Origin of the sequence: Roseivirga misakiensis, assembly GCF_001747105.1 — a bacterium.
Taxonomy (GTDB): Bacteria; Bacteroidota; Bacteroidia; order Cytophagales; family Cyclobacteriaceae; genus Roseivirga; species Roseivirga misakiensis.
The window spans coordinates 1,082,668-1,108,866 of record NZ_MDGQ01000003.1 but is presented as its reverse complement, the minus strand read 5'-3'; the positions used below and the strand labels follow the sequence as shown (position 1 = coordinate 1,108,866).

The following is a 26,199-nucleotide window of genomic DNA, read 5'->3' as shown; positions in this document are numbered from 1 at the left end:
CACTTACGTGTATCAAACAACTCGTTCGTCTTATTGATGTAAGCCATGAAAAACGATTCTACCATATCTGACCACCTGCTTCTTGACTATGTCAGGGAGATTGCTTCGCCAGAAGAGAAGACCAAAGTGGAGGCTTGGCTATCTGAGGATAAGGAGAATCAAGTAGAACTAGATAAGCTTCGTAAGGTATGGGAACGCTCCAATACCATTCAGGATTTTGATGCAATAGACCTTAATAAGAATTGGGCAGCGCTTCAATCCAAAACTGATATAGCGTCAACTAAGCAAATGAGCAACACAAGATATATTTGGAAGTATGCGGCGGCAGTGGTGCTCTTAGCAGCGACAGCTTTTCTTTGGCTTAGACCTGAGCGGATAGAAATGCGAGAAATGGTGGCTGACAGCGGTAAAGTAGAAGTGCGCTTGTCGGATGGTACCATCGTGTGGTTGAATGAAGGCGCGAAATTGGATTACCCAGACACCTTTACAGGTGGTAAACGCGAAGTAACGCTTGAAGGAGAAGCGTTTTTTGATGTGGCACATAACCCCGACAAACCTTTTGTGGTGAGTGCTGGGTCTACTAAAACAGAAGTTTTGGGAACTTCTTTTAACATAAATAAAGGCGACGGCGAAGCCTTTGAGCTTAATTTAATTACCGGTAAGGTTAGGTTCACCAAAGGAAAACAGCAGGCAACGCTTACTCCAGGACAAAAAGTTACGGTTGATTCCAAAGGGCTGGTTCAAAAGTCCATGAGCGATAAACCTAATCTGATGTCTTGGAGAACAAATAAGCTGGTTTTCGACAATACACCAATGGAAGAAGTAGTGAGCGACATTTCTGAACATTATAAAGTGGTACTGGAGATCATGCACAAAGATTTTTTAGGCTGTCCAGTCACTACAACCTTTGAAAATGAACCATTAGATGAGGTATTGGCAACGCTCGCCGAAGTTTTTGACATTACAATAAAAAGAGAGGGTCAGCTCTATCAATTAGTAGGTACGGGATGTAAATAATATAGCGCCCAAAGGATTTAAACTCATTATAATGTTACGCAATACGATATTTTTTGCAGCCATGCTGCTGATGGTTTCCTATGGCCTAGCACAAACAGAAAATGCTAAGCTAAATCAACGGTTGAGCCTAGCAATTCAAGATCAACCCATTTCAGAGGTGTTGAAACGCTTAGAAGCGGCAGGCACCTTCAGATTTGCCTATTCTAATCTGGGAATCGACTTAGAAAAGTCAGTTTCCATTCAAGCTCAAAACAAGACACTCTTTGAAATACTTGAGCAAGTGTTTGGAACGGGGGCTTTTACCTATCGAGAAAGGGGTAAAAGAATCATAATTCTGAACACTGAACCGCCGCTACTTTTTCAAACGATCCGCGGCGTCGTGGTAGAGGCGGAAACCAATCAACCGATACCTGGGGCTAATGTCATTATTAAGAATTTGGACCCATTAATTGGTGCTTCTACAGACACCTATGGCCAATTTAAATTAGAAAAAGTACCTGTGGGCAAACAGTCCCTAATGGCTACTTTTAGCGGCTATTGGCCTTCTAATTTGGAGAACCTTACTGTTGATGCTGGCAAAGAATTGGTGTTGAGAATTGCGCTAAGAGAATCTGTCACAGAACTTGAGTCAGTGGTGGTAGTGGCCGAGCTAGATAAAGCTAGACCGCTTAACGAAATGGCTGTGGTTAGCGCTAAGTCTTTTACGGTGGAAGAGACTAGTAAGTATGCTGGCAGCTTCAATGATCCTGCAAGAATGGCCACAACTTATGCCGGTGTAGTAAGTGCCCCTGATGATACGGATAATGGCATTATTATTCGGGGAAACTCTCCGCGTGGCCTTTTATGGCGACTGGAAGGAATAGAAATCGCCAACCCTAATCATTTTGCCTCTGATGGGGCTTCCAGCGGGGCGATCAGCATGCTCAATAGTAATGCTTTAACGAATTCGGACTTTTTAACTGGTGCTTTCCCAGCTGAATATGGTAATGCTTTTTCGGGAGTTTTCGACTTAAAGCTTCGAAACGGAAATAACGAAAAGCGTGAATATGCTTTGCAAGCAGGGTTTTTGGGCCTTGATGCTTCTTTCGAGGGGCCAATTCGAAGACCTGCTGGTCGTGGTGTGCCGAACGCTTCTTATCTGATCAATTATCGTTATTCGACGATCTCTTTGCTCGAAAATCTTGGCTTGAACGCGGCCAACGATGGGGTAAATGTACCAGCATATCAAGATCTTTCATTCAAGATCAACATGCCTACACAATCGGCGGGTACTTTTTCTCTTTATGGCCTTGGGGGTACTTCTGATACTGAAGAGCTTTTTGACGAAACTAGTAATAATCAGGTTTTCTCGCTCAAAGAATCTGAGAAGTATAGGCTAGGGCTCATAGGCTTTTCCCATATCATTAACCTAGGCTACAAATCTTATTTGGAAACAGGCATTTCACATAATGAAACGCAATATGATTTTTTCCTAGAGGGGGTGAGCGATGGGCAAGTGTTCGACGAGGATATTGAGGATTATAGAAATGGGGTTAGCCGCATTAGTACTTCTCTCCAAACAAAATTTAACGCAAAGCATAGTACAAAAATTGGGGCTATTTACTCTGATTTCTCCTATGATATCAATTCAATTGGGAGGGAAGTGACTGGCGAGTTAAAGTACCAAGCCAATGAGACTGGTAGTTTTGGTATGTGGCAATCTTTTGTAAGCCATAAGTTCAATTTGTCCAATAGCTTGACCATGACTGGTGGGGTACATTACATCAGGCTAAACCTTGATGGTCAGGACAATATTGAGCCTCGTTTTGGCCTTAAATGGCAGTTTAAAGCCGATCAGGCCTTAAGTTTCGGGTTTGGTCTACATAGTCGAAAAGAGGAAACATCCCTTTACTTCACGGAGTTGTTTAGAACGGATTTAACAGCCTATCTGCCAAACAGAAACTTAGAATTGGCGAAAGCACGACACTTTGTAGTCGGCTATGACCGAGATTTTAAAGACGATTTCCACTTAAAGCTTGAAGCATATTATCAAGATTTATATGACATTCCGGTCAGTGCCGACCCTAGTGAAAGCTATTCATCTTTAAATCAGGACAATGCTTTCCAAAGATTGCCTTTGGTCAATGAAGGCCGAGGCAGAAATTATGGTATAGAATTGACCTTTGAGAAGTTTTTATCAAAAGGCTATTTTTTCCTTATCACTTCTTCACTATATAACTCCGAGTTCAGGGCGATTGCCGATGACTGGTTTAATTCCAGGTATAACGGAAATTATAACCTAAATGCTGTGGGCGGAAAAACATTTAAAGTAGGGTCAGTTTCCAAAAATAAAACCCTAAGCATAGGGCTAGAGACAGTGATTGGTGGAGGGGCAAGAACGACCGAAATCAACTTACCAGCATCTATCCAGGCACAAGAAACAGTGTTTTTTGATAATAGACCTTTCGGTAGGCAACTTGATGACTACGCTCGAATCGACTTTCAGATTGCTTTAAAAACAAATAAGCGCAAAATCACCCATGAGTGGAAGCTTGATATTCAGAATGTGACTAGCCGATCGAATATTGTCGCAGAGCGTTTTTCACGTGCTGCTGGAGCGGTAGTTCCGTCCTCGTTTGCAGGAGAAATCATTCCAGTACTTAGCTATAAAATCATCTTTTAATCTTTGTTTAAAAAAGTCACCATATCGCTCTTCATCGTCCTTTCCGCAATGTTTTTTACACAGGAGAAAACAGACTATCTATCAAAAGAAGTGACTATCTCTTTTAGCGATATGCCTGTTAAAGATGCTTTAAGAAAACTGGAGGGTGAATTGGAGGGCTTGGTGTTCGTGTATTCGCCAAGTTCTTTTAATTCGGACCGCAAAATCAACCTATCGTTTAAAAAGGTAGCACTGAGAGAGGTTTTAGCTGAAATCTTTAAATCCGACGACCTGATTTTTCAAGCCAGACGACATAAGGTCATATTGAAACCAAAAAATCCAGATCGGTTTTAGCCTTGGTATTGAGCCAAGCGCTCCGATAATTCCTGATGATTTTGGGCGAAACTTTTTGCGCCTGCTTCTTGTAGTGAGGCCTTTAAGCCATCTCTCACATGGCTTCCTCCTAAAAAGCCAATGACTTCAAGACCCGCCGCTGTCGCAGCTTTCACCCCTGCTCGGCTGTCTTCTATAACGATCACTTCGTCAGGTTGGAGTTGTAAAGTTTCAAGTGCTAAAAGGTACACATCTGGACTTGGTTTGCCCTTTTCAACCATATCGGCAGAGAAGATACGTCCTTGGAAATGATCGGTAATTGATAGCTTATCAAGGGCTAACTCCACGTAGTCTTTGGCACTATTAGAAACTACAGAGCGTTGAATCTTCAGTGAATCCAACATATCCCAAACACCAGAAATTGGCCTTTGATTATCCCTAACAGTTGCATCTAACTCGGGTATAACCGTATCTAAGGCTAAATTCTCTCGAATCTCTCCTTTTGACTGCAATGACTTGATAATATCGGTAAAGGTTTTGCCTGTATAGTCACGGATATACGTTTCAAGATCAATTGCCACGCCGATGGATTGTAGCCACGAAGAGACAACTTCTGCAGCTACAATTTCTGTGTCAATCAGTACACCATCACAGTCAAATAGTAGGTGTTTAACCATTAGAAGTTAGGTGTTAATAGGTATTTAGAATAGAATTCGTCAATCACATTTACCGCTTCAGTTGGGGTTTCCACGAGGTTGATCAGGTCGAGGTCTTTTTCGCTAATATTACCGAAGCTAAGCATGGTATTTTTCACCCAGTCCATTAATCCACCCCAGTAATCCTTACCCACCAATACGATCGGGAATCGACCAATTTTGTTAGTTTGAATCAGTGTAATCGCTTCGAAAAGTTCGTCGAGGGTACCGAATCCACCAGGCATCACGATAAATCCCTGAGAGTATTTGACGAACATTACCTTTCTGACGAAGAAATAGTCAAAGGAGATCAGTTTATCTGGGTCTATATATATGTTGTTTCCTTGTTCGAAAGGGAGTTCAATTCCAAGCCCCACAGATTTACCATTTTCACTGTTGGCACCTTTGTTACCAGCTTCCATAATACCAGGTCCACCACCTGTAATTACACCATAACCATGTCTTACCAGTTTGGCGGCAATATCTTCGGCCATTTGATAGTAAGGTTGGTCTGGCTTAGTTCGTGCTGAACCAAAAATAGAGACGCAGGGACCTATTTTCGCTAACTTTTCAAATCCTTCTACCATTTCTGCCATCACTTTAAAGATTACCCAAGAATCGTGGGTTTTAATCTCATTCCAATCTCTATCCTTAAAAGCCTGTTTGATTTTATCTTCGTTACTCATATTTGATATTTTGCTCTTTTTAAACTTTAGCGTTTCCTACAATTTAGGAAACTAGCTTTCCGATAACGTTGGGTTTGGTAAAAAGTTGAGTTGATAGATTTTGATTAAACACTAAGCGCCTAAATCATCTAGCGCCTTATCCAGTTTAGGGTACTTAAACTCAAACCCCTCTCGTTGAATTTTAGCGCTACTCACCCGACTGCCACCAAGTACAATGGTGGACATTTCTCCCAACATTAGTTTAATAACCAGTGCAGGGACAGGGATCGGGAGAAACGTCTTTTTAAAAGCTTTTGCGGCTTTTCGGGTAAGGTTTTTGTTCGTTTCTGGGCTTGGTGCCACAGCATTAAATGCACCTTCCATTGCTGAGTTTTCCACGGCTTCAACAAACATGCGGGATAGATCACCAATGTGAATCCAACTCATGTACTGATCCCCTTTCCCTAAAGGTGCTGCTACTGGTGGTTTTAGCAGCTCTACAAGGGCTCCACCCTTTTTACTTAGGACTATGCCTACGCGTAATTGCACAAGTCGGATGTTTAGGCTTTTTATTTTGTTGGTAGCCGTTTCCCAAGCGTCGGTTACATGGGCTAAGAAACCTGAACCAGTCGCGGAAGTTTCACTCACAATACTGTTACCAGTATCATTTCCGTAGATACCAATCGCAGATGCGGCAATAAAGCTTTTAACCTGATGATTTCCTTTTTCTAGGGTTTTAAAAAGTAGAATTGAGGTTTTGGTTCTGCTATTATAGATTTCGTCTTTTCTCTCTACTGTCCATTTTTCATCGGCCACGCCAGCACCCGCCAAATGAATAATACTATCGACCCCCTCTAGCGCACCTTCTTCTATGTAGTCTTTCTTATAATCCCACTCAAAGACCTCGTAATCGGCATTTCTGCTTTTCTTTCGGCTTAGGACTACGATTTCATGTCCTTGCTTTTTTAGCATAGGAATAAGTGCGCTTCCCACAAGCCCTGTTCCTCCGGTGATTAGTATTTTTTGCCCCATACTTCTAAAAGTCTTTTTGCCCCCTGAATGTTCGGCGAATTTAGTTTTTTAGGGATAAATCGAACATAAAAAAGCCCCGACATAAATGCCGAGGCTTGATTGTAGTGTGTTTATTGGTGTTTTTATCTCAAGAAATTGTAGCTGTATTTCAGTCTAAAAGAAGTTCCCGGGTCTCTTCTAGTTTCAATCTGATTAGCACTTCCAAAAGACTCAAACTCTCTTTCCTGTAAATCGCCAAGAATGTTATTGATTCTTAAGCCGAAAGTGTGCTCACCTTCCATACCAAAACTCTTTTGAAGGTTTACGTTAAGGCTATTGAAAGGCACATTGTAGGTATCAGGTGTACGGTTAACACCAACCACGGCGAGCGTTCTTCCTTGTACATTGTAGCTTACGCTGGCTTCCCAGAAGTTCTCAAAATCTGTATAGGCAAAAGAAGCATTAACAATGTATGGAGGCTGACCTACAAAATCTCTAGTCAGAGAGAAATCTTCGCCAGTTCTGAGACCATTAATTCTACCTATTTGTTCAAGTGGCGTAAGGTTTACAGTAGCGTCAGTAACGGTGATGTTAGAAATGAATGAAAGGTTTTCTAAAGCAGGCGTAATGAATGCTAGGTTCTTTCTGATTTCAAGCTCAACTCCAGTGATTTCTGCATTTCCTACATTTTGCGGACTAAAATCGTTAGCAGCTCTATCGGACCTTACAAGCTCAATTGGGTTGGTAAAGTCCTTATAGAAAGCGCCTATTGAGATCGTCTCTCCTCTGCCAAAGAAGTATTCCCATCTGATATCAAAGTTTTCAATGTTAGTCTCAACTAGGTCGATGTTACCAATAAAAGTTCTACCCGTTAACACGTCTTGGATTTCTGCAGTAGATTTTTCTTTGAAAGAAGGCCTTGCTATTGTTCTGGCATAAGAAGCTCTTAAGTTTGAGTTTTCGAACACATTATAGATGAAGTTTACTGATGGGAAGAACTCAAATGAACTCAACACTTTGTCATCATTGAAAACTCTTCCAGTCGGATCGTTCGGGTTAGCACCAGCTTGGTTTACCCCTGTATACCACTGATCGTACTGCTCAACTCTTAATCCAAGAATTGTTTTCAATTTGCTTGAAAGTGCTAATTCACTCATGGCATAAGCACCAGTAATGTTGATTCTACCTTCATAAGCATTAGAAAGGTTGAAGTTATCCTGAATGTAGACACCGGTTCCTCTGTCTGCAGTCCAAATGTTTTCTTCAGCAAAGAGTCTATCTGGATCGCTATCTAAATTCAATAAACCTTGGTTACCTCTAATTTGAGTTACGTAGTTCTGAATTTCGTAGTCTCTTGTCTTATAAATATTGCTTGCGCCAACCTTAAACTTAGCGTCTCTTCCTCTGAAAGCGTAGTTTTTGGTGTAATCTACTTTCGCTACGTAGTTTTGCTCCGTTAAAAGTCTCCAGATTCTGTTTGGCTCACCACCTTCTTGTGGGTTGATGGCTACAAGACCGTCGTCAATAGTAAATGGTGTGATTCGAATGTCTTTGTCGTTGATGGTTGAAAAAGTAGGAGACACTTTCCATTCCAATTGAGATTCGTTGCCATTGAAGTAATGTTCACCAGCGATCAAGAAGTTTGTTAAGAAACGCTCTGTATACTCCAAGTTGTCAACTATGGCTGTATTGAAGTTGTTGTTTGAACGAACGCGTGTTCTTTGCGCAGCTCTTTCTGTACCATTCTGAATGTGCATAGCTTGGAAACGGTACTTATTTTTGTCGCTCTTTAAAGATAATCCTGCCAAACCGCTGAGTTGTGCATCTCTTATTCCTAAAGCTCCTTGGAATCTTGTGTCAGAAATAAGCGCGAAGTCGTCGTCTTCTGTTGGTTTTACGCTCGCTCCGTCTACCGCTTGCTCGTAGAAAGTAGATGTGTTGTTGTAGTTGATTGCGCCGATATAGCCGAGTTTCTTGCCTTTCCAGTCAATCTGATCACCGATAGAAAAACCAAGACTGATATTAGCAAAGTTAGATTCTTGCTGAGTGGCCATTGTCGGGTTAAAAGACCTTGTAATACTTTCGGTTACAGGGTCACGGAGGATTGGAGATGGTATATCGCCAGTTCTTCCGTCGAACGGTAGGTCTCTTGTACCATCGTCGAAACCTAAAAAGTCTGTGCCACCACCTTGGTAACCTAAAAAGTCATTTCTCAGGTGCATTGAAGGGTTGTATTCCACACTGAAAGATAAGTTCATTGTTTTCTCTTCAGGGAAATCTTTGGTCTCGATGTTCACGGTACCTCCTACAAAATCTGCACTTAAATCAGGAGTGAAGTTTTTGTATACGATGATATTATCGATTAGTGAAGTAGGGAATATGTCGATTTGTATTGCATTTCTGTCAGGGTCTAAACCAGGAACTTCCACGCCATTTAGTATCGTTTTTGTATAACGATCACCAAGACCTCTTACAAAAACATATTGCCCTCCTTGTATTGAAACACCAGGGACTCTTTTAATTGCTCCGGCCACGTCGCTGTCACCAGATCTTTTGATTTGTTGTGACGAAATACCGTCGATTAGGTTCGTAGACTTTCGTTTTGCAGTTAGTAAAGCAATATCCGTTGTTTTGATTGCTTCAGCAGTTACTACAATATCTTCAAGTTCAGAAACAGCAGGCTCCATCCAAATGGCGTCTAGCACGGTAACTTCTCCTGCTTTTACGACGACATTCTCAATTTTAACAGAGACTGTTCCTACAAATTTCGCTTGTATAGTGTAGGTACCAGGAGCTATGGTTAATTCGAACTTCCCATCAAAGTCTGCTGCTGCACCATTTTGCGTGCCTACAACAAATACTTGAACGCCCCACATTGGCTCACCATTGGTACGGTCAAATGTTGTACCTCTAATCTTACCAGTTTGGGCAAAAGCAACTTGCGCAAAAGCTAGCAATGAAGCGATTAAAACTAATCTTACGTTTTTCATTCTTTATCAGTGTTACTATTTCGTCTCAAATAAAATTGCCCGTGAGCGAAATAAACTCACGAGCAAAGTTGTATTAGTAATTAATTTTCAATCATTAAAAATTAGCCAAAAGGCCAAGTTCTGCGGTGTATGACCAGCCTAATACTGATACATCTGCACCTTTAGTTTTTGTACTTACAATGCTATTGTTAGCAGGGAATTTTACGTCTTCGTTGTTGTCTACTTGAGCTGTTCTATCAGGATTAGTCAGGCTTCCGTCAAGTTTATCGTTCAAGATTTTAGTGATGTCTGTGAAAGATGTTGCACCATCTCTGTCAACTCCACTGAACTCAAGACCAGTGAAGGTCACATCGTCTCCTGCGTAGTTATCAGAAATCAATGGATTATCAGATAGTTTCTTAGTTGCATCATTAGGGTCAGTAGTCCCGTCGGCGTCTAATTCTAAGTCAACACCGGCAGCAAATCCAAAGAAGTAGCTGTCTGATATTGTGTATGTAGCACCATCTCTTAAGTCAGCAAAATCTGTTGCACTTCTTCCCCAAGCAGTAGCGTTAGTGAAAGTTCCAATTGCTGCTGTACCTCCAGTATCACCTTCAGGTCCATCAAGCTCGAATGGGTGGTCAGAACCGAAACCTGCATCGACAGCAGCACCGATATATACAAGGTTGCTCGCAGTACCTGTCCAGCCTTGGTCAGCATCGAAACCATCATCATCTGGGTTTAATACGATAAAGTTTGAGATGTTTACAGTTCCACCGAAAATTTCGATGCCATCATCAGCAGAGTTGATTGATTCAACATGACTGATAACCGTTCCATTACCAACACCACCAAGAGTCAAGCCTTGAAGCTCATTTCCTGGGCCTAATTGCTGGCCAGTATATCTGATTGAACAATAGGTGAAAGATCCAGAGTTATCCATTGGGTCACTTCCTCCATAAATACCTTCTGTAACAGAGGTCGGAATTCCTTCAATTTGAACTTCAGAAGCTTCAGCAACAATCGGTGCGTTACCTAGAATCAAAACACCACCCCAAAGACCAAGGTCGTTGTTGATATCTAATGTTGAAGTGAACTCACCTACGTTAATATTATCAAGAACAGAAGTAAATACGATTGGATCATTGGCTGTACCATTTGCAATGATATCCGCTCCTCTTGCTACTAGTAACACAGATGCAGCAGCACCTTGCTCACCTTGTCCTTTTACGATAGTACCGGGCTCAATAGTTAATGTTGCCCCTGCACCTACAATCACTCTTCCAGATAATACCCAAGCCACATCGTTAGTGAAAGTATAATCTCTGTTAATGATTCCTGAAATTCTTGTTTGCTTGAACTCTACATCATTACCACCAACAGATCTTGTTTCAGTAAGATCTGTTACTTGGAAAGTATCAGGGATATCTCCAATCTCCATTACAACAGTTGTAGAACCAGTGTTTCCAGCAGCATCTGTTACTGTTAATGTAAGTGCACCAGCACCATCATCACCAGCAGCATAATCAACGGTGATTGATCCACTTACATCTGCGACAGCTGGTTGAGCTGTGATAGTGGCGGTACCACCTGTAGCCTCCACATTGGCAGAAGAAAAACCACCTGCAACGGTAATATTAAAAGTAACTGTAGTTGTTTCATTTTCAGTAACTGAAACCTCTGCAGGGCCAGATACAATAGGAGCCGCAATCTGCGGGTCGTCGTCCCCACACGCAGAAACAATCATTGCGATTGCTGCCACAAATAGTAGGCTAAAGAGTTGATTAATTGAACGTTTCATGTTTTCGATTAGGTTTTAATTTCTAATGCCAAAACAATAAGATTGAGATCACAAAGCTTTTACCCATTTGTTAAGAATAGTTGTCATATGGTTTATTAAAATGTTAATGATGTTACTGTAATGTTAAGCGATTGGGGAGTGTCAATAATTTAGGATTCTATCTGAGAATTGAATTCACTAGCCACTTAAAGGTGGTTTGAAAAGGGCATAAAAAAACGGGAAGACTATTCAGCCTTCCCGTTTTTTCTTTTGAGCAATTGTTGATTAATTATTAATAGGAATTTTATTCAACAACTTCTCAATGATATGCTCTGTTGTGATGCCATCGGCTTCTGCTTCATAGTTCAGAATAACCCTATGGTTTAGTACGTCAGAGGCAATTTCTTTGATATCCTCAGGTAATACGTAATCTCGCTGGTTAAAAAAAGCGATCGCTTTAGCCGCTAAGTTTAGATTTATACTTGCTCGAGGAGACGCTCCAAACTGCATGTAGTAAGCTTCATCTGTCAGTCCGTAATCTTTCGGGTTTCTTGTCGCGAATACTAATTCAATAATGTATTTCTCAAGCGACTCAGACATGCTGACCTGATTTACCTCATCGCGAATCGCAAAAATGTCTTCTTTGGTCAGTAATGTTTCAATTGTTGGCCTAAAGTCCATGTTGGCCATTCTTCTCATCACTTCTAGCTCGTCTTCTTTTGTCGGATAGCCAACTTTCACCTTTAACATGAAACGATCAATCTGAGCTTCAGGCAAGCTGTAAGTTCCTTCTTGGTCGATTGGGTTTTGCGTAGCCAATACAATAAACGGTCTGTCGAGTTTATAGCTAGTCTCACCGATCGTTACTGTCTTTTCCTGCATGGCCTCCAACAGTGCAGACTGCACTTTTGCTGGTGCACGGTTTACCTCATCTGCTAAAATTACATTACCGAAGATTGGACCTTTCTTCACTTCAAATTCAGCCTTCTTCTGATTGTAAATCATTGTACCTACTAAATCAGCAGGTAATAAGTCTGGAGTAAACTGAATTCTTTGAAAATCTAGGTGAAGCACTTCCGCAAGTGTATTTACGGTAAGTGTTTTCGCGATACCCGGAACACCTTCTAAAAGAATGTGTCCATTAGTAAATAAACCAATCAAAAGACGATTGACCATATACTCTTGGCCAACTACAATCTTGCTTACTTCGGAAGCGACACGATTGATTTTTTCCTGATGTTCTTTTTTTAAGTCGTTTGATACAACCTCTTCCATGATTTCTGTCCTTAAAGCGCGCTAAAATAATCAAATAGATGATACGCTAACCATAATACTTACATGAGCGCAAAAGGTTGACCCATGAGCAGTAAAATGCAAATATGTATGATAGCATAACTTTCTCACAATATGCTCTCTCCATTTAACAAGAATTAACAGCAAAAAAAGTTTCAGATTTTTTTCTAAAGTAAAACACAAAAGAATCTAACGGCCTCCTCATTTTCTTCAATTCGACTGAAATACATGGAATTGTTTTTCACATTTTCATTTCTGAAGAAGACCTGCTGAATATTAGAAAAACACAAAAAGTGTATAATGTACAGCGTTGAGCTTTTTGTACAATTCTAAGTGTCTACGATTTGTCCACTCAGTTGATTTTCTCATATAAAGGCTTGATATTCAGAATGTGATATCCTCTTTGAGTGTCACCACCTAAACAACCATTAAAATGTTATTCACACCTAGCAAAGGGTGTTACCTTAGAATAATTCTATTGTTTACATCCTTTTTCTTGATGGGGAAATCGGGCTATTCCCGTGTTTCCGATGAGGAGGCCGGTCCGGTGATTTCATCAGTGAATATCAACAGTTGTGTAGGTTCTATTACCATCAGTGTTACCTCTGGCGCCCTCCCTTATAGCTATGAATGGAAAGACAATGCAGGCAACGTTTTGCCCTTCACTTCTTTTATTGCTAGTGGATTAGCGGCGGGAAACTATACCGTAGAAGTAACGGATAATAATGGAGATTCTACTGGCCCAGCTACCTATACCGTAACTAACCCACCCGATTTAGTCGGTACAGTGGTGGTTAATGACGTGTCTTGTAGAGGTGACTCAGATGCACAAGTGGTAGTGACGATGGGCAATGGTAACCCTGGGTATGACTGGGAACTATTTAATGGCTCAGGAGCTTCCGTTGGCACTGGATCTATCGCTTTTCCTAATCAAGTAATTACGCTTACAGGTTTGGGAGTAGGGAACTACACGCTATCTACAGAAGATCAGGATGGCTGTACCGGAGATATAACTTTTACCATCACAGAGCCAGCTAACTTCTTGGGCTACTCTATAGGCTCTTCGACCGATGCTACATGTTTTAATTCAACCGACGGGTCAATTTCTGCTACAGGAACAGGAGGTTGGGGTAGTTATACCTATCGGTGGATTCGCGTATCAGATGGTTCTGTGATTGGTTCTTCCGCAACAATCACCGGTTTGGCACCAGGGGATTATCAATTAGAAATTATCGATAGAGGTGGTACAGGTTGTACAATCAACACACCAGTGTTAACAATAGGATCGCCGGACGAAATTATACCAACAGCCACTATTTCAGATGCACTTTGTAATGGGAATGCCGATGGGTCAATTGACTTGTCAGTAACAGGCGGCGTTGCACCTTATACTTATTCATGGTCTAATGGCGCAACAACTCAAGACCTTTCTGGGCTTACAGCAGGGTCATATACGGTGACGATTACCGATAACTCTGGCTGTACAGATGTGGAGACTTTTACCGTATCTGAGCCGACGGTTTTAACCATCAACCCAGTAATCACCGATGTAGACTGTTTTGGAGATAATTCAGGGCGAATTAGAAGTAACGTCAGTGGTGGTACGGGGCCTTATACTTACGCTTGGTCTACAGGAAATACTGGAAGAAACTTGAATAACCGTGTAGCAGGCACTTATTCATTGACAGTTACCGACGCCAACGGCTGTATAGCAACCGCAACTGGGCTTACCATAACTCAACCTACTATGGCGTTATCAAAATTGTCAGATGTACTAACAGACCCGGCTTGTTTTGGTAATAGCGATGGATCCATTAGTTTGACCATGCAGGGTGGTACAGCACCCTATTCTTATGCCTGGTCAAATGGAGACAATACGGCTACGGCCAACAGCTTGCCTGCCGGAATCCATAGCGTAACGGTAACCGATGCGGCTGGTTGTACCTATACGGAAAGTTTTACGCTGAATAACCCTATTCGGATTGCTGTTGCGCCATCTCTGACCCTTCCCACCTGTAACGGAGGAGCTGATGGGTCAATTTCGGTAGTTGCTTCCAACGGAACTGGGCCTTACACCTACAATTGGAATACAGGAGATTCAGGATCGACAATAACTGGTTTAGTAGCAGGGACCTATTCGGTAACTGTTACCGATGCTGGTGGTTGTTCGGTGGTTGAAAGTATTGTTTTGGGCGAACCAGCGGTGCTTTCAGGAAATGCCGTCATCAATAACATATCATGTAATGGGTCAAATGACGGTAGTATTTTCCTTTCCGTGACGGGAGGTACTGGTGCCTATACCTATGCATGGAGTACTGGGGCTACAGGGAGTAGTGTTTCTGGTTTAACCGCCGGTGGTTATTCGGTCACTATCACAGATGCCAGTGGTTGTAGCATTGTTGAGAATTATACGATAATTGATCCTGCACCAATAGGATTGACCTTTACCAAGGATGATGTTGTGTGTAAAGGTGCTTCAACTGGAAATATTGATATCACACCATCAGGAGGTACAGCACCCTATTCTTATCTCTGGTCAAACGGAAGCACTACGCAAGACTTAGCGAATGTAATGGCGGGAACTTATACCGTTACGGTGAAAGACGCCTCCAATTGCTCAGTAATCCTCAATGTTACCATTGATGAACCTGCTTTAGTGTTAAATCTAAGTGGAACCAAAACAGATGTTACTTGCAATGGATCGACAAACGGATCAATTGACCTGTCAGTGACTGGCGGAATGGGGCCTTATACTTATGCTTGGAATACTGGCGCTACCACAGAAGATGTCACAGGGTTAGCGCCGGGAAACTATTCTGTATCAGTTACCGATGCGAACGGCTGTATCAAAGCACTTGGTTTTACGATTGCCGAACCAGCACCACTTTTGGCTTCTGCTGCCCCTACCAATATTAGCTGTTTTGGAGCGGGAGATGGAGAAATAACCCTCACCGTATCTGGTGGTACCGGGCCATATACCTATAGTTGGGCCGATGATGGCAGTATTCTCACGAAAGATAGAAGTGGCCTCGCACAAGGCAACTATACCGTGACGGTGACCGATGCGAATGGTTGTCAAAATGTTGAAAGTGTTACGATTATAGAACCGTTACAATTAGCGTCGACGGATGTCGTATCCAACGTTAATTGTTTTGGTGAAAGTACGGGGGCAATTAATATCTCTGTCTCTGGGGGTGTTTCCCCGTACTCATTTTTATGGTCAAACGGGGCACTTACCGAAGATTTGAGCGGAGTAACCGCAGGTAATTATAGTGTGGTCATTACCGATGCCAATGGTTGTACCTTAAATGATTCTTTCACCATTACACAACCCTCTTCACCTTTAACCAAAACCGAAGCAGTACAACAGATTACTTGTAATGGGGCTGCAGATGGAATTATTAACCTAACCGTTTCAGGAGGAGCTGGTCCGTATACTTTTAACTGGTCCAATGGAAGTACAGCAGAAGATTTAAGTGGTTTAACAGCGGGTAGTTACACCGTGGTAATCACAGATAATAATGGCTGTACCATTACAGATACTTATGCCATTACGGATCCTCCCGTTTTGACCCTGACGAGTTCAGCAACGGATGTTAGTTGTTTTAGTGCAGGTGATGGAGCAATTGATATCACACCTGTAGGTGGCGAAGGTCCATACACATTCGCTTGGTCTAATGGAGCTACTACCGAAGATTTATCAGGGTTGGGCCCAGGAAATTATACGATCAACATTACAGACAGTCGTGGGTGCTCTACGAATCAGAGTTTCGTGATCAACGAACCTTCACAACTTGGCTTGATTTATTCGACAAACAACGTGAGCTGTTTTGGGTCAGCGGATGGCGACATAGACATCACGGTAAGTGGAGGGACAGCACCATACACTTATGCTTGGTCCAATAGTAGCACAGGAGAAGATTTGAATAGTCTAGTTGCTGGTGATTATACCGTTATTGTCACCGATGCAAATGGCTGTACGATCAACGAAACCATCACTGTAACCGAACCAAGCGCACCGCTTAGCAATACGGCAACCGTGATCGATATCAGCTGTTTTGGAGGTAGCGACGGGTCGATCGCCTTGAATCCAGTCGGTGGGACAGCGCCATATACTTACAGTTGGAACACGGGATCTACTAACAAAGACATTTTTGGACTGAGTGATGGCAGTTATCAGGTCACAATTACAGATGCAAACGGCTGCCAAATTGTCGAAAACTACACGATCAGCATGCCGACAGCACTTCTAGTTAGTGGTAGCCAAACAAATGTCTTGTGTAATGGCAACGCTATGGGCACGGTAGATCTTGTGGTCTCTGGGGGAACAGCACCTTATACCTATTCATGGTCAAATGGTGAGACAACGGAAGACATTTCTAGCATTTCAGCAGGAACTTATAACGTTACGGTGACGGACTCGAGAGGCTGTGCCATCAATCGTAATTTTACAATTACAGAACCATTGGCGCTAAATGTTACTAGTAATATCGTTGATGTTGCCTGTTTTGGTGATGCTGATGGAAGTATCGATGTTTCTGTTTCAGGAGGTATAGGTCCTTATACTTATGCGTGGTCCAACGGCGAAACTACCCAAGACCTTTTCAATATTTCAGGCGGTACATATACCCTCACTATAACTGATGGAAATGCATGCCAAGAAACTTTTACCTATACCGTTCAGGAACCATCCGCTCCGCTATCGGTATCTGGAGTGGTGGTCGATGAAACGTGTTTTGGCGATAATCAAGGAGCCATTCAGCTAACCGTTGCTGGTGGTACGGGGCCTTATACCTATGCATGGAACCAAGGCGCTACTACTAAAGACTTGAGTGGCTTGGGCCGAGGAGTTTATCAAGTCACAGTCACAGATAATAATGGATGTACCATTCAAAGTGACTTTACAATAACTGGACCCAACGCCATTACGGTAATTGAAGCTATCACTGATGTTTCCTGTAATGGACAAGCAGATGGCGCCATTGATTTACAGCTTTCTGGAGGAACCGGCCCCTATACATATTTGTGGTCCGACGGCGCTTTAACGGAAGATAGAACTAATCTCACACCGGGAAATTATAGTGTGACCATTACAGATAACAATGGCTGCGCAACGGTGGGTAACTACACAGTGACGGAACCTGCAGCTTTGACTATTGGCCATTCGATTACCGATGTCAGTTGTTTTGGAGAGAGTAATGGTGCTATCGTTGTCAATGTTTCTGGCGGTACATTGCCTTATAGCTATGCATGGAATAACGGAGAAACAACAAAAGACTTAAGTGCCCTTTCTGGAGGTTCTTATGAACTTACTGTGACTGATAACAATGGCTGTATCATCACAGAAACCTTTGTAGTTGATGAACCAGTTGCATTAAATGCTACAGCTACCATCACCGATGAAACCTGTTTTGGGGATAACCAAGGGGCAATTGCTCTCAATGTCACCGGCGGGACTGGACCATATACCTACTCGTGGAACCAAGGGTCTACATCGAAGGATATCTTTGGGCTCAGTCAGGGAACTTATCAAGTGACGATCACCGATGCGCAAGGCTGTAGCATACAATCAGACTTTGCAGTATCCGGCCCTGCTGCACTTACCATGTCCAGTACGGTCGATGTAGTGAGTTGTTTTGGAGCCGATGACGGAGCTATTGATTTGACCATAGCAGGTGGAACTGGTCCATACAACTTTGCTTGGAGTAATGGTGAGTCCACGGAAGACATTTCGAATTTAGCGCCAGCAACCTATGCTGTTGTAGTAACAGACGCCAACGGCTGTTCTACCACCGAAAACTTTACCATTACAGAGCCATTACCACTAGCCATTAACTATCAGGCCAATGATGTGAGTTGTTTTGGAGCGGACGACGGAAGCATTGAGTTGACCGTAACAGGCGGAACACTGCCTTACACCTACAGCTGGGGAAATGGAGAGTCAACAAAAGACTTATCAAACCTCTCAGGAGGTGATTATGAAATCACGGTTCGTGATGCTAGGGGCTGCTTGTTGAGCACCAATATTACTATTGGTGCTCCAACAGCAGCATTATCAGCTACGGCCACTACCACAAATGCCCTTTGTTTCGGGCAACCCGACGGTAAAATAGAACTCAATGTAGTGGGTGGTACAGCACCCTATAATTATACTTGGAGCAATGGGTCCAATCAGAAAGACTTAATCAACGCCTTTGCTGGAACCTATGGGCTTACTATTACCGATGCCAGCGGTTGTGTATTTACACAAACCTATGAGATAGAAGAGCCAGCTGAACTAGCAATCGATTTTGACGCAACAAGCACTTCATGTTTTGGCGATTCGGATGGGTCTGTTCTTGTTACTCCAAGTGGAGGAATAGGTCCATATTCATATATATGGTCTAACGGAAGTACCAGTAAAGACCTGATCAATATTGGAGGAGGTACCTATAACCTGACGATCATAGATGCCAATAATTGTAGTATAACCAGGTCCGTAGTCGTGGGTGACTCGCGAGACCTGACCGTAGAAATCCAAAAGCGCGATGTGTTGTGTAGAGGAGAGTCTAGTGGTTTTATATCCCTAGACGTCACGGGGGGTAGTGGCTCCTACACTTATACCTGGAGCACTGGCGACGCCGAGCGTCAATTGAACGACTTGGCCGCTGGTGTATATGAAGTAGTGATTTCAGATGCAGGAGGGTGTTCGACCACTGCCTCAGTGGTGATTTCAGAACCAGCAGAGGCACTAACAGTTGCTTTAACAGATTTCGAAGATTTGCGCTGTTTTGGCGATGAATCTGCCTTGATAAGAGCTATTCCAAGTGGAGGAATTGCTCCTTATACTTACCTATGGAGCAATGGTGCTCGTACTAACCAAATCACAGGCCTAGGTGCAGGTGAGTACTCTGTAGTGGTTACAGATGCCAACGGGTGCGCAGTACAATCAAGTGTAAACTTAGCACAGCCAGTAGCCCCCATTACCATCAGCACCAGTGGAAAGCTCAACCTTTCCTGTCAATCGGACGATGATGGAGAAATAAACATCGATGTCACAGGCGGAACAGGGCCATATGAGATTCTGTGGAGTACAGGCTCCAATGAAACCTCCATTTCCAATTTGAGTGCAGGCGATTATACAGTTCGGGTTCGCGATGCTATGGATTGTGTGGTAGAACGGGTTTTTACTGTCTCAGAACCAGAACTCTTAAGCCTTGAAGATGCCATTGTAAACGAGAGCCAATGCTATGACGATCGTAATGGCGCCATCGAACTCAATTTAAAGGGAGGAACAGGTCCGTTTACCTACCAATGGAGTACTGGTGCGACGACCAAAAACCTAATTGGTATTAGCTCAGGGGAATATTCCGTGTTAGTTACGGATGCCAATGGTTGTCAAGTGGAGGGTAACTATACGCTAGCCGAGCCAGCACTCTTCCGCTTGAGTTCGGAAGTATCTCCAATAAGCTGTATTGGGTCTAATGATGCATCAATATCACTTAATATCGAAGGTGGAGTCGGTAGATCTACGATTCTTTGGAATACAGGAGCATCTACAGAAACGCTCACCAATTTAGGCCCCGGAAGCTATAACGTATTGGTGGAAGATAAGAATGGCTGTACCATACAGCGCACCTTCAATATCTTCGACCCACTACCACTTACGCTGGATGCTTATATCGAAGACGCCACCCGTTGCAATGATCCGCGAAGTGGCCGAGTAAATGTGATTGTTTCAGGTGGAAACGAGCCTTATCAATACCGATGGAGCAATGGTTCTACAGAATCTACACTTATTGATGTATTGCCAGGCACATATGTAGTAGAAGTTACCGATCGCTTTAATTGTACAGTGCAGGGGACCTACACCGTGCTGCAACCGGAACCCTTGCAAGTTGGATTTAGTACAGAGCCATACATTGATTGTAACAACCGTGTAGCTGGAGTTTTGGTAACAGCCAATGTTAAAGGTGGAGTGGGAAATTACCAATACAATTGGTCTAGAGGTAATAGTGTCAATTCAGAATTATTGGTAACAGAACCAGGCCGATTGACCATAGAAATATTGGATGACAGAAGTTGTTTTCAGCAGAAATCTATTGATATCGATGTGCCTGAACTTGGCTTAGCGGACTTTGAATACAATGCCGAATCCATAGACCTAACCGGCGAGTTAGCCTCTAACGATCCTGTGAGCTTTTTCGACCTATCGATCGGAGAAGTAGTGGATTGGAAATGGGAATTTGGCGATGGTTTTGATTCTGATGAAGTAGATCCGATTCATACCTATGACGCTCCCGGAACGTACATTGTCACCCTTACCATTACGGATCGCACGGGCTGCCAGACGGTGAAAACCACTACCCTAGAAATTACAGAGGGCTATCGGATCATGTTGCCAAACGCTTTTACACCAAACGGAGATGGTAACAATGACTTTTTCAGGCCCAGAATGCTTGGTCTTACCAGTGTAAGGTTCATCGTCTACAATACCTGGGGTGAAGTAATCTTCAGTACCGATGACCTAGAAACCAAAGGCTGGGATGGAATGATTAAAGGCAAGCGTGCCGAAAACGGTAATTACATCTATAAGCTGATTGGAAAAAGCTTTAACGGTTTGAAAGTAGAACGCGAAGGCATCTTTGCCCTAATGAAATAGTATGAAGAGATTTTTACCTTTGATCATATGCTTAAGCTTTGGAATTCACTCAGAATTGAAAGCTCAAGACCCACAATTCTCCCAGTTTTACGCATCGCCCCTTTACTTGAATCCAGCTTTGACTGGCTCTACCGATCGCGCACGAGTTGGGGTAAATTATCGAAACCAATGGCCATCGCTTACCCACTCTTTCACCACTATGTCGGCGTATCTAGACGTGTTTTCTAAAGCCGCGGAAAGTGGAATTGGGGTAATTGTGACCGAACACAGAGAAAGCTTTTTGGATTTTAAGTCCAGTGAAATCGGATTACTCTATTCTTATAAGCTGCAAATATCCAATGACCTGATTATGAGAACAGGTATGCAGCTTTCATATTTCAACAAGAATTTAAACTTCGAAGAACTCATTTTTGGAAACCAGATTGACATTGATAATGGCCAGGTGATAGGGCCGAGCGGAGAAGCCTTTGACCGAGGTGCCAATGTCGATTTTTTAAGTGCTTCGGCCGGTACGCTTATCTATTCTAGCAATACATGGATTGGCTTCTCCGTTCACCATGTCAATCGGCCTAACCAGAGTTTTGTAGGTCAGGAAAGTCGTTTAGCCAGGAAATACTCGATCCATGCAGGTCATAAAATAATGTTTGCAAAAGGAAGGCGTTTGCGTACCGTGTCATATCAGTTTCAGGAAAGATCGGCCACTTTTGCCGTTAACTATAAAGCCCAGGGAGGTTTTAATCAACTTGATGTAGGAGCACAATTGTATTTCCAGCCACTACTAGTCGGCGTTTGGTATAGAGGCATCCCCGTTCAAAGTGTAAATTTCGTTTCTAAAAACGAGTCTATTATTGCTTTGTTTGGACTAGAACTAAACCAAGATTTAGCCTTTGGTTATAGTTATGACTTTACTGTTTCTCAGCTGGCAGGAGCTACTGGTGGAGCACATGAATTCTCCCTGACCCTTTCTTTTGGCAAAATTGTTAAGCGAACACGCCGCGATACAATCCTTCCATGCTTTAAGTACTAAAAGTTTAGTTGAAGAGATGAAATTTGCTATATTCAGGGACTAAATGCCTTGATATGCATAAATACACACTCTTTACCCTGATTTTTTTAGTGAACGGCCTTCATGCGCAAAGAAAGTTTGCGATAGAAGGAACTATCAAAGATTATTATGGCTCCAGTTTGACCCTTGAGCTTGTTAATAACGGTTTCGCGATCGGTGGTAACGACCAGAAAGTGCCCGTGACCGAAAAGAACGATCTAGATTATATCAAGGGTGAATTTGAAATGGACGCAGCGGGTTTTGTTGGGTTCTTTCATTACGGAACCTCAAAATACGTGCGATATTGGGTAAGCCCTGAAGGTACAAATGGCCTCAATATCGATTGGGAGAACCCAAGAGTCGACCCTACTTTTTATGGGGTGACCAAAAACGAAAACACCCTGCTTCAAAAACTCGATTTAGGAAGAGAAAAGTACCAAAAGCCTAAAGTCGGTTACTCGCGCACTACGATTAAAAATTTACGAGAATCGGAAATGACTCTTCTAAAAGAAGCCTTTTCACTTGGAAACCTGTCAAGTGAGTTCTTCAATGTCATGAAAGCCGACATTAAGTACTTTTGGTTGGCACTTTCAGAAGAGAAGGCGATTAAATTCGAAAATGCTCTTGATCAACCTGATTTGGATGACCCAACAGTATGGCGAACTCCTTATTACCTGAAATATCTGTCACTTTACTTTTCTAGGAAGAATAGCGCTTTTGACTTGGTCACTAAGTACGAGAACATAAGCCTATCCCTTAAGGGCAAACAAATTCACGAGGCATTGTGGGTTTATGATCTATTCGAAGAATCATCAAAAGAAGTAGTCGATTATGATATCATACAGGCGCAAGCATTATTCCAAAAATCATTTAAGAACACACCATTTATACCTAAAGCGGCAGAAAACATTGCCTTAATTGAGGACGAGTACAAGGTAAGGAACACCAAGATCACCGATGATATGGTGATTGTAAATGGTACGATGGATTTTCAGTTAATGCTGGATAAATTCAAGGGGAAGGTCATTTACTTAGATATTTGGGCGACTTGGTGTGCGCCTTGCATTGTTGAGATGAGACCTAGGTATAAAGACCCTCTGACGGAATTTATAAAGGACAAAGACATTAAAGTCATTTACTTTTCAGTGGATATTGACCCTTATGCGGAAAAGTGGAAGAAAAAAGTGAAAGACCTTCGGCTTAACTCATTTAATATTCGTTTTCCAGATTATAAATCTTCCAAAGCCTTCGATTTCCTTGGCATGTCAGAAGATGTCAGGTACTATATCCCCAGATATTATATCATTGATAAAAATGGAAAACTTGTCAATGATAATGCGCCACGGCCGAGTGATGGCGAAAAGCTATATGCAGAATTATCTAAGTACCTCTAAAGTTTCTTTTTTTAACTTGCCTGCATGAAGATTCTTTTCATTCAGACAGGTGGGACTATTGACAAGAACTACCCAAAAACCAATGCTGGTTATGCCTTTGAAATTGACGAACCAGCAGTATCAAGAGTTTTAGAAAAGTCATTTATCGGTTTTGAATATGAGGTGGTCAGCCTTTTTCGTAAGGATAGTCTAGATGTCAATGACCAAGATAGATCTGTTTTGAAGGCTTTTTTGGAAAGTACTGAGCACGATAAGATTATCATTTCGCATGGTTCAGATACTATGCCTGAAACGGCTAGTTTTGTTGGGAAAATCCCTGGTAAAACGATCGTCTTCACGGGAGCTTATTTGCCCGAAAGATTCAAAGAATCCGATGCCGATTTCAATATTGGTGTTGCGGTCGGGTCAGTCAACGTTTTGACGGAAGGCACGTTTATTGCCATGAATGGTAAACTAATGTCACCAGAAAGCTGTTTTAAGGACGCTGTGAGTGGCTTATTTGAAACGAAAGAAATATGAGAAGTAGAAAAGTGAAGTTTTTATATACCCTAGTTTTAGGAGCAATTACACTGAGCATGAATGCTCAGGAAGCAGAAAAACCACCAAAGAACTGGTTTAATCTTGACCCTGTTGAAAACAAGATTAATGGAGTGAGTACAAATAAGGCATACGAATACCTGAGCGGCAAAACCTCTAAAACCGTTATTGTGGCTGTAATCGATTCGGGAATAGATATTTTACATGAAGACCTGAAGGATGTTATCTGGGTAAACGAGGATGAAATTCCAGATAACGGTATTGACGATGATAATAATGGTTACGTAGATGATATCTACGGCTGGAATTTTATAGGAGGGAAAGACGGAACCAATGTAGACAAAGACTCTTATGAGTTGACGCGTGAATACAAGCGTTTATCCGAAAAGTATGAAGGCAAAACAGCTGACGACTTCAAAAAGAAAGAAAGAGCAGGTTTCGAGTATTGGCAAAGTGTAAAAGAACAATTTGAGAGCCTCCGAGAAAAAACGATCGGTCAGTTACCGCTTCTAGAAAACATCGACAAACAACTCAAACGATTCAACCAGCTTTTTCAAGCCTACTTTGAAACAGAGCACGTCGATTACACCATGATCGATAAATTGAGCTCTACAGACCAAGTCATATTACAAGGTCAAGCTGTTTTGAGAAGTATTTATACGGTTACAGATAAGGGGCTAACGCTAGACAGCCTAGTTTACTTTTTAGGGGAAGACCTAAAACAGATGAAGAAACAAGCGGAGTTTGATTATAACTTAAACTTTGACCCGAGAAGCATAGTTGGAGACGACCCCAATCGATTAGACGATATTGGTTACGGTAATAACGACGTGATTGGGCAAAACACGAACAATTTTCACGGCACTCATGTAGCAGGAATTATTGCGGCCAAAAGAGGCAATGGAATTGGTATTGATGGTGTGGCGAATAATGTTAGAATTATGGCCTTACGTGCAGTGCCTGATGGCGATGAGCGTGATAAGGACGTGGCCAATGCCATTCGCTATGCGGTAGATAACGGTGCACAAGTCGTAAACATGAGTTTTGGAAAAGGATTTTCTCCAAATCTAGATTATGTATACGAAGCGATAGCTTATGCTGAGTCAAAGGGTGTTTTATTAGTCCACGCTGCTGGAAATAGTGCCGCTAATAATGATGAGTCTGAAAATTACCCTAACGACTACATTGGCAGAAAGAAGAATCTGTCTAACTGGATAGAAGTTGGTGCTTCGTCTTGGGGAGGTACTGAGGATAATTACATCGGTTCATTTTCTAACTACGGAAAGAAAAACGTCGATGTCTTTGCACCAGGAGTGGCCATTAACTCACTAGCACCAGGCGATGAATATGAAGATGCCAACGGAACGAGTATGGCGTCGCCAGTAACAGCAGGTGTTGCGGCTTTATTGCTCTCTTACTTTCCAGATCTTGAAGCCAGCCAATTGAAGGATATCATCATGAAATCGGTAAGGTCTGTGAATGGGCTCAAGGTTTACCAGCCAGGTACAGGAGAAGAGGTAAAATTCTCTAGCCTTTCAGCATCGGGTGGAATCATAAACGCTGCGGAAGCGGTGAAATTGGCCGAGTCCATGACCCTGAAGAAAAAGAAGTAATACTTAGAGATAATTAGAGATCAAGGTTTTTAAAGCCCTGATCCTCGACGGTCGGGGAGCATCATTTTCTACGATGTTCCCTTCCTTATCCACGATCATATACCTAGGAATTCTGAAACTTTTCCTGTTGCCATTGATTTCTGCTATTTCCATCGGAGGGTATTTGTCCACGGGTAAAATGTAGTGGCTTCCTTTGAGGTCATTGGCTTCAATTAACTTTTTCCAATTAGCTACGGCGGAACTTCTGTCTACAGAAACATAGAGCAGCTTAAATCCTTTCTCATCAGCGTAAGCTTTCAAGTCATCTTTATGCTTAAACTCCTCTATACAAGGCTTGCACCAAGTGGCCCAAAAGTCAATATATAAGACCTGATTGGGGTGCATTTTAATGACTTTGTCAAGTGACGATAACTCACTGGATAATTCATTAATAATGATATCGTCCGTTGTTTTTTGTGCTGTTCCAGATTGGCAAGCACTCAACAGAAAACACAAAACCAGAATTTTTAAAGAACCGATTTTCATTTAACTAAGATAGCCAAAGCCATTGAACAACATAATTCAA

At 42.3% G+C, this 26,199-nt stretch carries 15 protein-coding genes; 8 read left to right on the top strand and 7 right to left on the bottom strand.

Going from position 1 to position 26,199, the window contains the following annotated elements:
- Positions 1–45 precede the first annotated feature (45 nt).
- From BFP71_RS05075 to BFP71_RS05065, 3 genes are read left to right on the top strand one after another with little or no spacing between them, the layout of a single operon-like run.
- Positions 46–1,017 (top strand): FecR family protein, encoded by a 972-nt coding sequence (locus tag BFP71_RS05075; RefSeq protein WP_069834342.1) that lies wholly within the window; start codon positions 46–48, stop codon positions 1,015–1,017.
- Positions 1,018–1,048: 31 nt separating this feature from the next.
- A complete protein-coding gene (locus BFP71_RS05070) occupies positions 1,049–3,679 on the top strand; it encodes a carboxypeptidase-like regulatory domain-containing protein (RefSeq protein ID WP_088124877.1) in 2,631 nt (876 codons plus the stop codon).
- A 48-nt stretch (positions 3,680–3,727) separates the two neighbouring features.
- On the top strand, positions 3,728–4,012 hold the full coding sequence (locus BFP71_RS05065) for an STN domain-containing protein (protein WP_069834341.1): 285 nt from the start codon (positions 3,728–3,730) through the stop codon (positions 4,010–4,012).
- Here the strand turns inward: BFP71_RS05065 and BFP71_RS05060 are convergent.
- The 6 genes from BFP71_RS05060 to BFP71_RS05035 form a co-directional block, all read right to left on the bottom strand.
- Positions 4,009–4,668 carry an HAD family hydrolase gene (locus tag BFP71_RS05060; RefSeq protein ID WP_069834340.1) on the bottom strand — a complete coding sequence of 220 codons (660 nt, stop codon included), beginning with the start codon at positions 4,666–4,668 and terminating at the stop codon, positions 4,009–4,011. The two genes, BFP71_RS05065 and BFP71_RS05060, sit on opposite strands and share 4 nt — an antisense overlap.
- Positions 4,668–5,372: an LOG family protein gene (locus BFP71_RS05055; protein ID WP_069834339.1), complete on the bottom strand. Its 705-nt coding sequence runs from the start codon at positions 5,370–5,372 to the stop codon at positions 4,668–4,670. The genes BFP71_RS05060 and BFP71_RS05055 overlap by 1 nt, the downstream gene beginning before the upstream one ends.
- Positions 5,373–5,483: 111 nt before the next feature.
- A complete protein-coding gene (locus BFP71_RS05050; protein WP_069834338.1) occupies positions 5,484–6,383 on the bottom strand; it encodes a TIGR01777 family oxidoreductase in 900 nt (299 codons plus the stop codon).
- A 122-nt stretch (positions 6,384–6,505) separates the two neighbouring features.
- Positions 6,506–9,352: a TonB-dependent receptor gene (locus tag BFP71_RS05045; RefSeq protein WP_069834337.1), complete on the bottom strand. Its 2,847-nt coding sequence runs from the start codon at positions 9,350–9,352 to the stop codon at positions 6,506–6,508.
- A gap of 94 nt (positions 9,353–9,446) precedes the next feature.
- Positions 9,447–11,132 (bottom strand): autotransporter outer membrane beta-barrel domain-containing protein, encoded by a 1,686-nt coding sequence (locus tag BFP71_RS05040; protein WP_069834336.1) that lies wholly within the window; start codon positions 11,130–11,132, stop codon positions 9,447–9,449.
- Positions 11,133–11,396: 264 nt separating this feature from the next.
- Entirely contained in the window at positions 11,397–12,386 is a 990-nt protein-coding gene (locus BFP71_RS05035) for an AAA family ATPase (protein WP_069834335.1), read from the bottom strand.
- Between the two features lie 451 nt (positions 12,387–12,837).
- On the opposite strand from BFP71_RS05035, the gene BFP71_RS05030 reads away from it, so the two are divergent.
- Genes BFP71_RS05030 through BFP71_RS05010 form a run of 5 tightly spaced genes read left to right on the top strand, consistent with a single transcriptional unit; the run spans position 12,838 to position 25,634 of the window.
- Entirely contained in the window at positions 12,838–21,045 is an 8,208-nt protein-coding gene (locus BFP71_RS05030) for a PKD domain-containing protein (RefSeq protein ID WP_088124876.1), read from the top strand.
- A 1-nt stretch (position 21,046) separates the two neighbouring features.
- On the top strand, positions 21,047–22,072 hold the full coding sequence (locus BFP71_RS05025) for a PorP/SprF family type IX secretion system membrane protein (RefSeq protein ID WP_069834333.1): 1,026 nt from the start codon (positions 21,047–21,049) through the stop codon (positions 22,070–22,072).
- 53 nt (positions 22,073–22,125) lie between these two features.
- The gene (locus tag BFP71_RS05020; RefSeq protein ID WP_069834332.1) at positions 22,126–23,484 is read left to right on the top strand and encodes a TlpA family protein disulfide reductase; all 1,359 of its coding nucleotides are present in this window, start codon (positions 22,126–22,128) and stop codon (positions 23,482–23,484) included.
- Between the two features lie 24 nt (positions 23,485–23,508).
- Positions 23,509–24,003 (top strand): asparaginase domain-containing protein, encoded by a 495-nt coding sequence (locus tag BFP71_RS05015; RefSeq protein ID WP_069834331.1) that lies wholly within the window; start codon positions 23,509–23,511, stop codon positions 24,001–24,003.
- A complete protein-coding gene (locus BFP71_RS05010; protein WP_088124875.1) occupies positions 24,000–25,634 on the top strand; it encodes a S8 family peptidase in 1,635 nt (544 codons plus the stop codon). The genes BFP71_RS05015 and BFP71_RS05010 overlap by 4 nt, the downstream gene beginning before the upstream one ends.
- 3 nt (positions 25,635–25,637) lie before the next feature.
- Here BFP71_RS05010 and BFP71_RS05005 read toward each other — a convergent pair whose 3' ends face one another.
- Positions 25,638–26,159, bottom strand: a complete 522-nt coding sequence (locus BFP71_RS05005) for a redoxin family protein (RefSeq protein ID WP_069834330.1) — start codon at positions 26,157–26,159, stop codon at positions 25,638–25,640.
- Positions 26,160–26,199: the final 40 nt, after the last annotated feature.

Excerpts from the sequence above, each read along its gene's own strand:
- BFP71_RS05075 (WP_069834342.1), top strand. The coding sequence starts at position 46 with ATGAAAAACGATTCTACCATATCTGACCACCTGCTTCTTGACTATGTC.
- BFP71_RS05070 (WP_088124877.1), top strand. The coding sequence starts at position 1,049 with ATGTTACGCAATACGATATTTTTTGCAGCCATGCTGCTGATGGTTTCC.
- BFP71_RS05065 (WP_069834341.1), top strand. The coding sequence starts at position 3,728 with ATGTTTTTTACACAGGAGAAAACAGACTATCTATCAAAAGAAGTGACT.
- BFP71_RS05060 (WP_069834340.1), bottom strand. The coding sequence starts at position 4,668 with ATGGTTAAACACCTACTATTTGACTGTGATGGTGTACTGATTGACACA.
- BFP71_RS05055 (WP_069834339.1), bottom strand. The coding sequence starts at position 5,372 with ATGAGTAACGAAGATAAAATCAAACAGGCTTTTAAGGATAGAGATTGG.
- BFP71_RS05050 (WP_069834338.1), bottom strand. The coding sequence starts at position 6,383 with ATGGGGCAAAAAATACTAATCACCGGAGGAACAGGGCTTGTGGGAAGC.
- BFP71_RS05045 (WP_069834337.1), bottom strand. The coding sequence starts at position 9,352 with ATGAAAAACGTAAGATTAGTTTTAATCGCTTCATTGCTAGCTTTTGCG.
- BFP71_RS05040 (WP_069834336.1), bottom strand. The coding sequence starts at position 11,132 with ATGAAACGTTCAATTAATCAACTCTTTAGCCTACTATTTGTGGCAGCA.
- BFP71_RS05035 (WP_069834335.1), bottom strand. The coding sequence starts at position 12,386 with ATGGAAGAGGTTGTATCAAACGACTTAAAAAAAGAACATCAGGAAAAA.
- BFP71_RS05030 (WP_088124876.1), top strand. The coding sequence starts at position 12,838 with ATGTTATTCACACCTAGCAAAGGGTGTTACCTTAGAATAATTCTATTG.
- BFP71_RS05025 (WP_069834333.1), top strand. The coding sequence starts at position 21,047 with ATGAAGAGATTTTTACCTTTGATCATATGCTTAAGCTTTGGAATTCAC.
- BFP71_RS05020 (WP_069834332.1), top strand. The coding sequence starts at position 22,126 with ATGCATAAATACACACTCTTTACCCTGATTTTTTTAGTGAACGGCCTT.
- BFP71_RS05015 (WP_069834331.1), top strand. The coding sequence starts at position 23,509 with ATGAAGATTCTTTTCATTCAGACAGGTGGGACTATTGACAAGAACTAC.
- BFP71_RS05010 (WP_088124875.1), top strand. The coding sequence starts at position 24,000 with ATGAGAAGTAGAAAAGTGAAGTTTTTATATACCCTAGTTTTAGGAGCA.
- BFP71_RS05005 (WP_069834330.1), bottom strand. The coding sequence starts at position 26,159 with ATGAAAATCGGTTCTTTAAAAATTCTGGTTTTGTGTTTTCTGTTGAGT.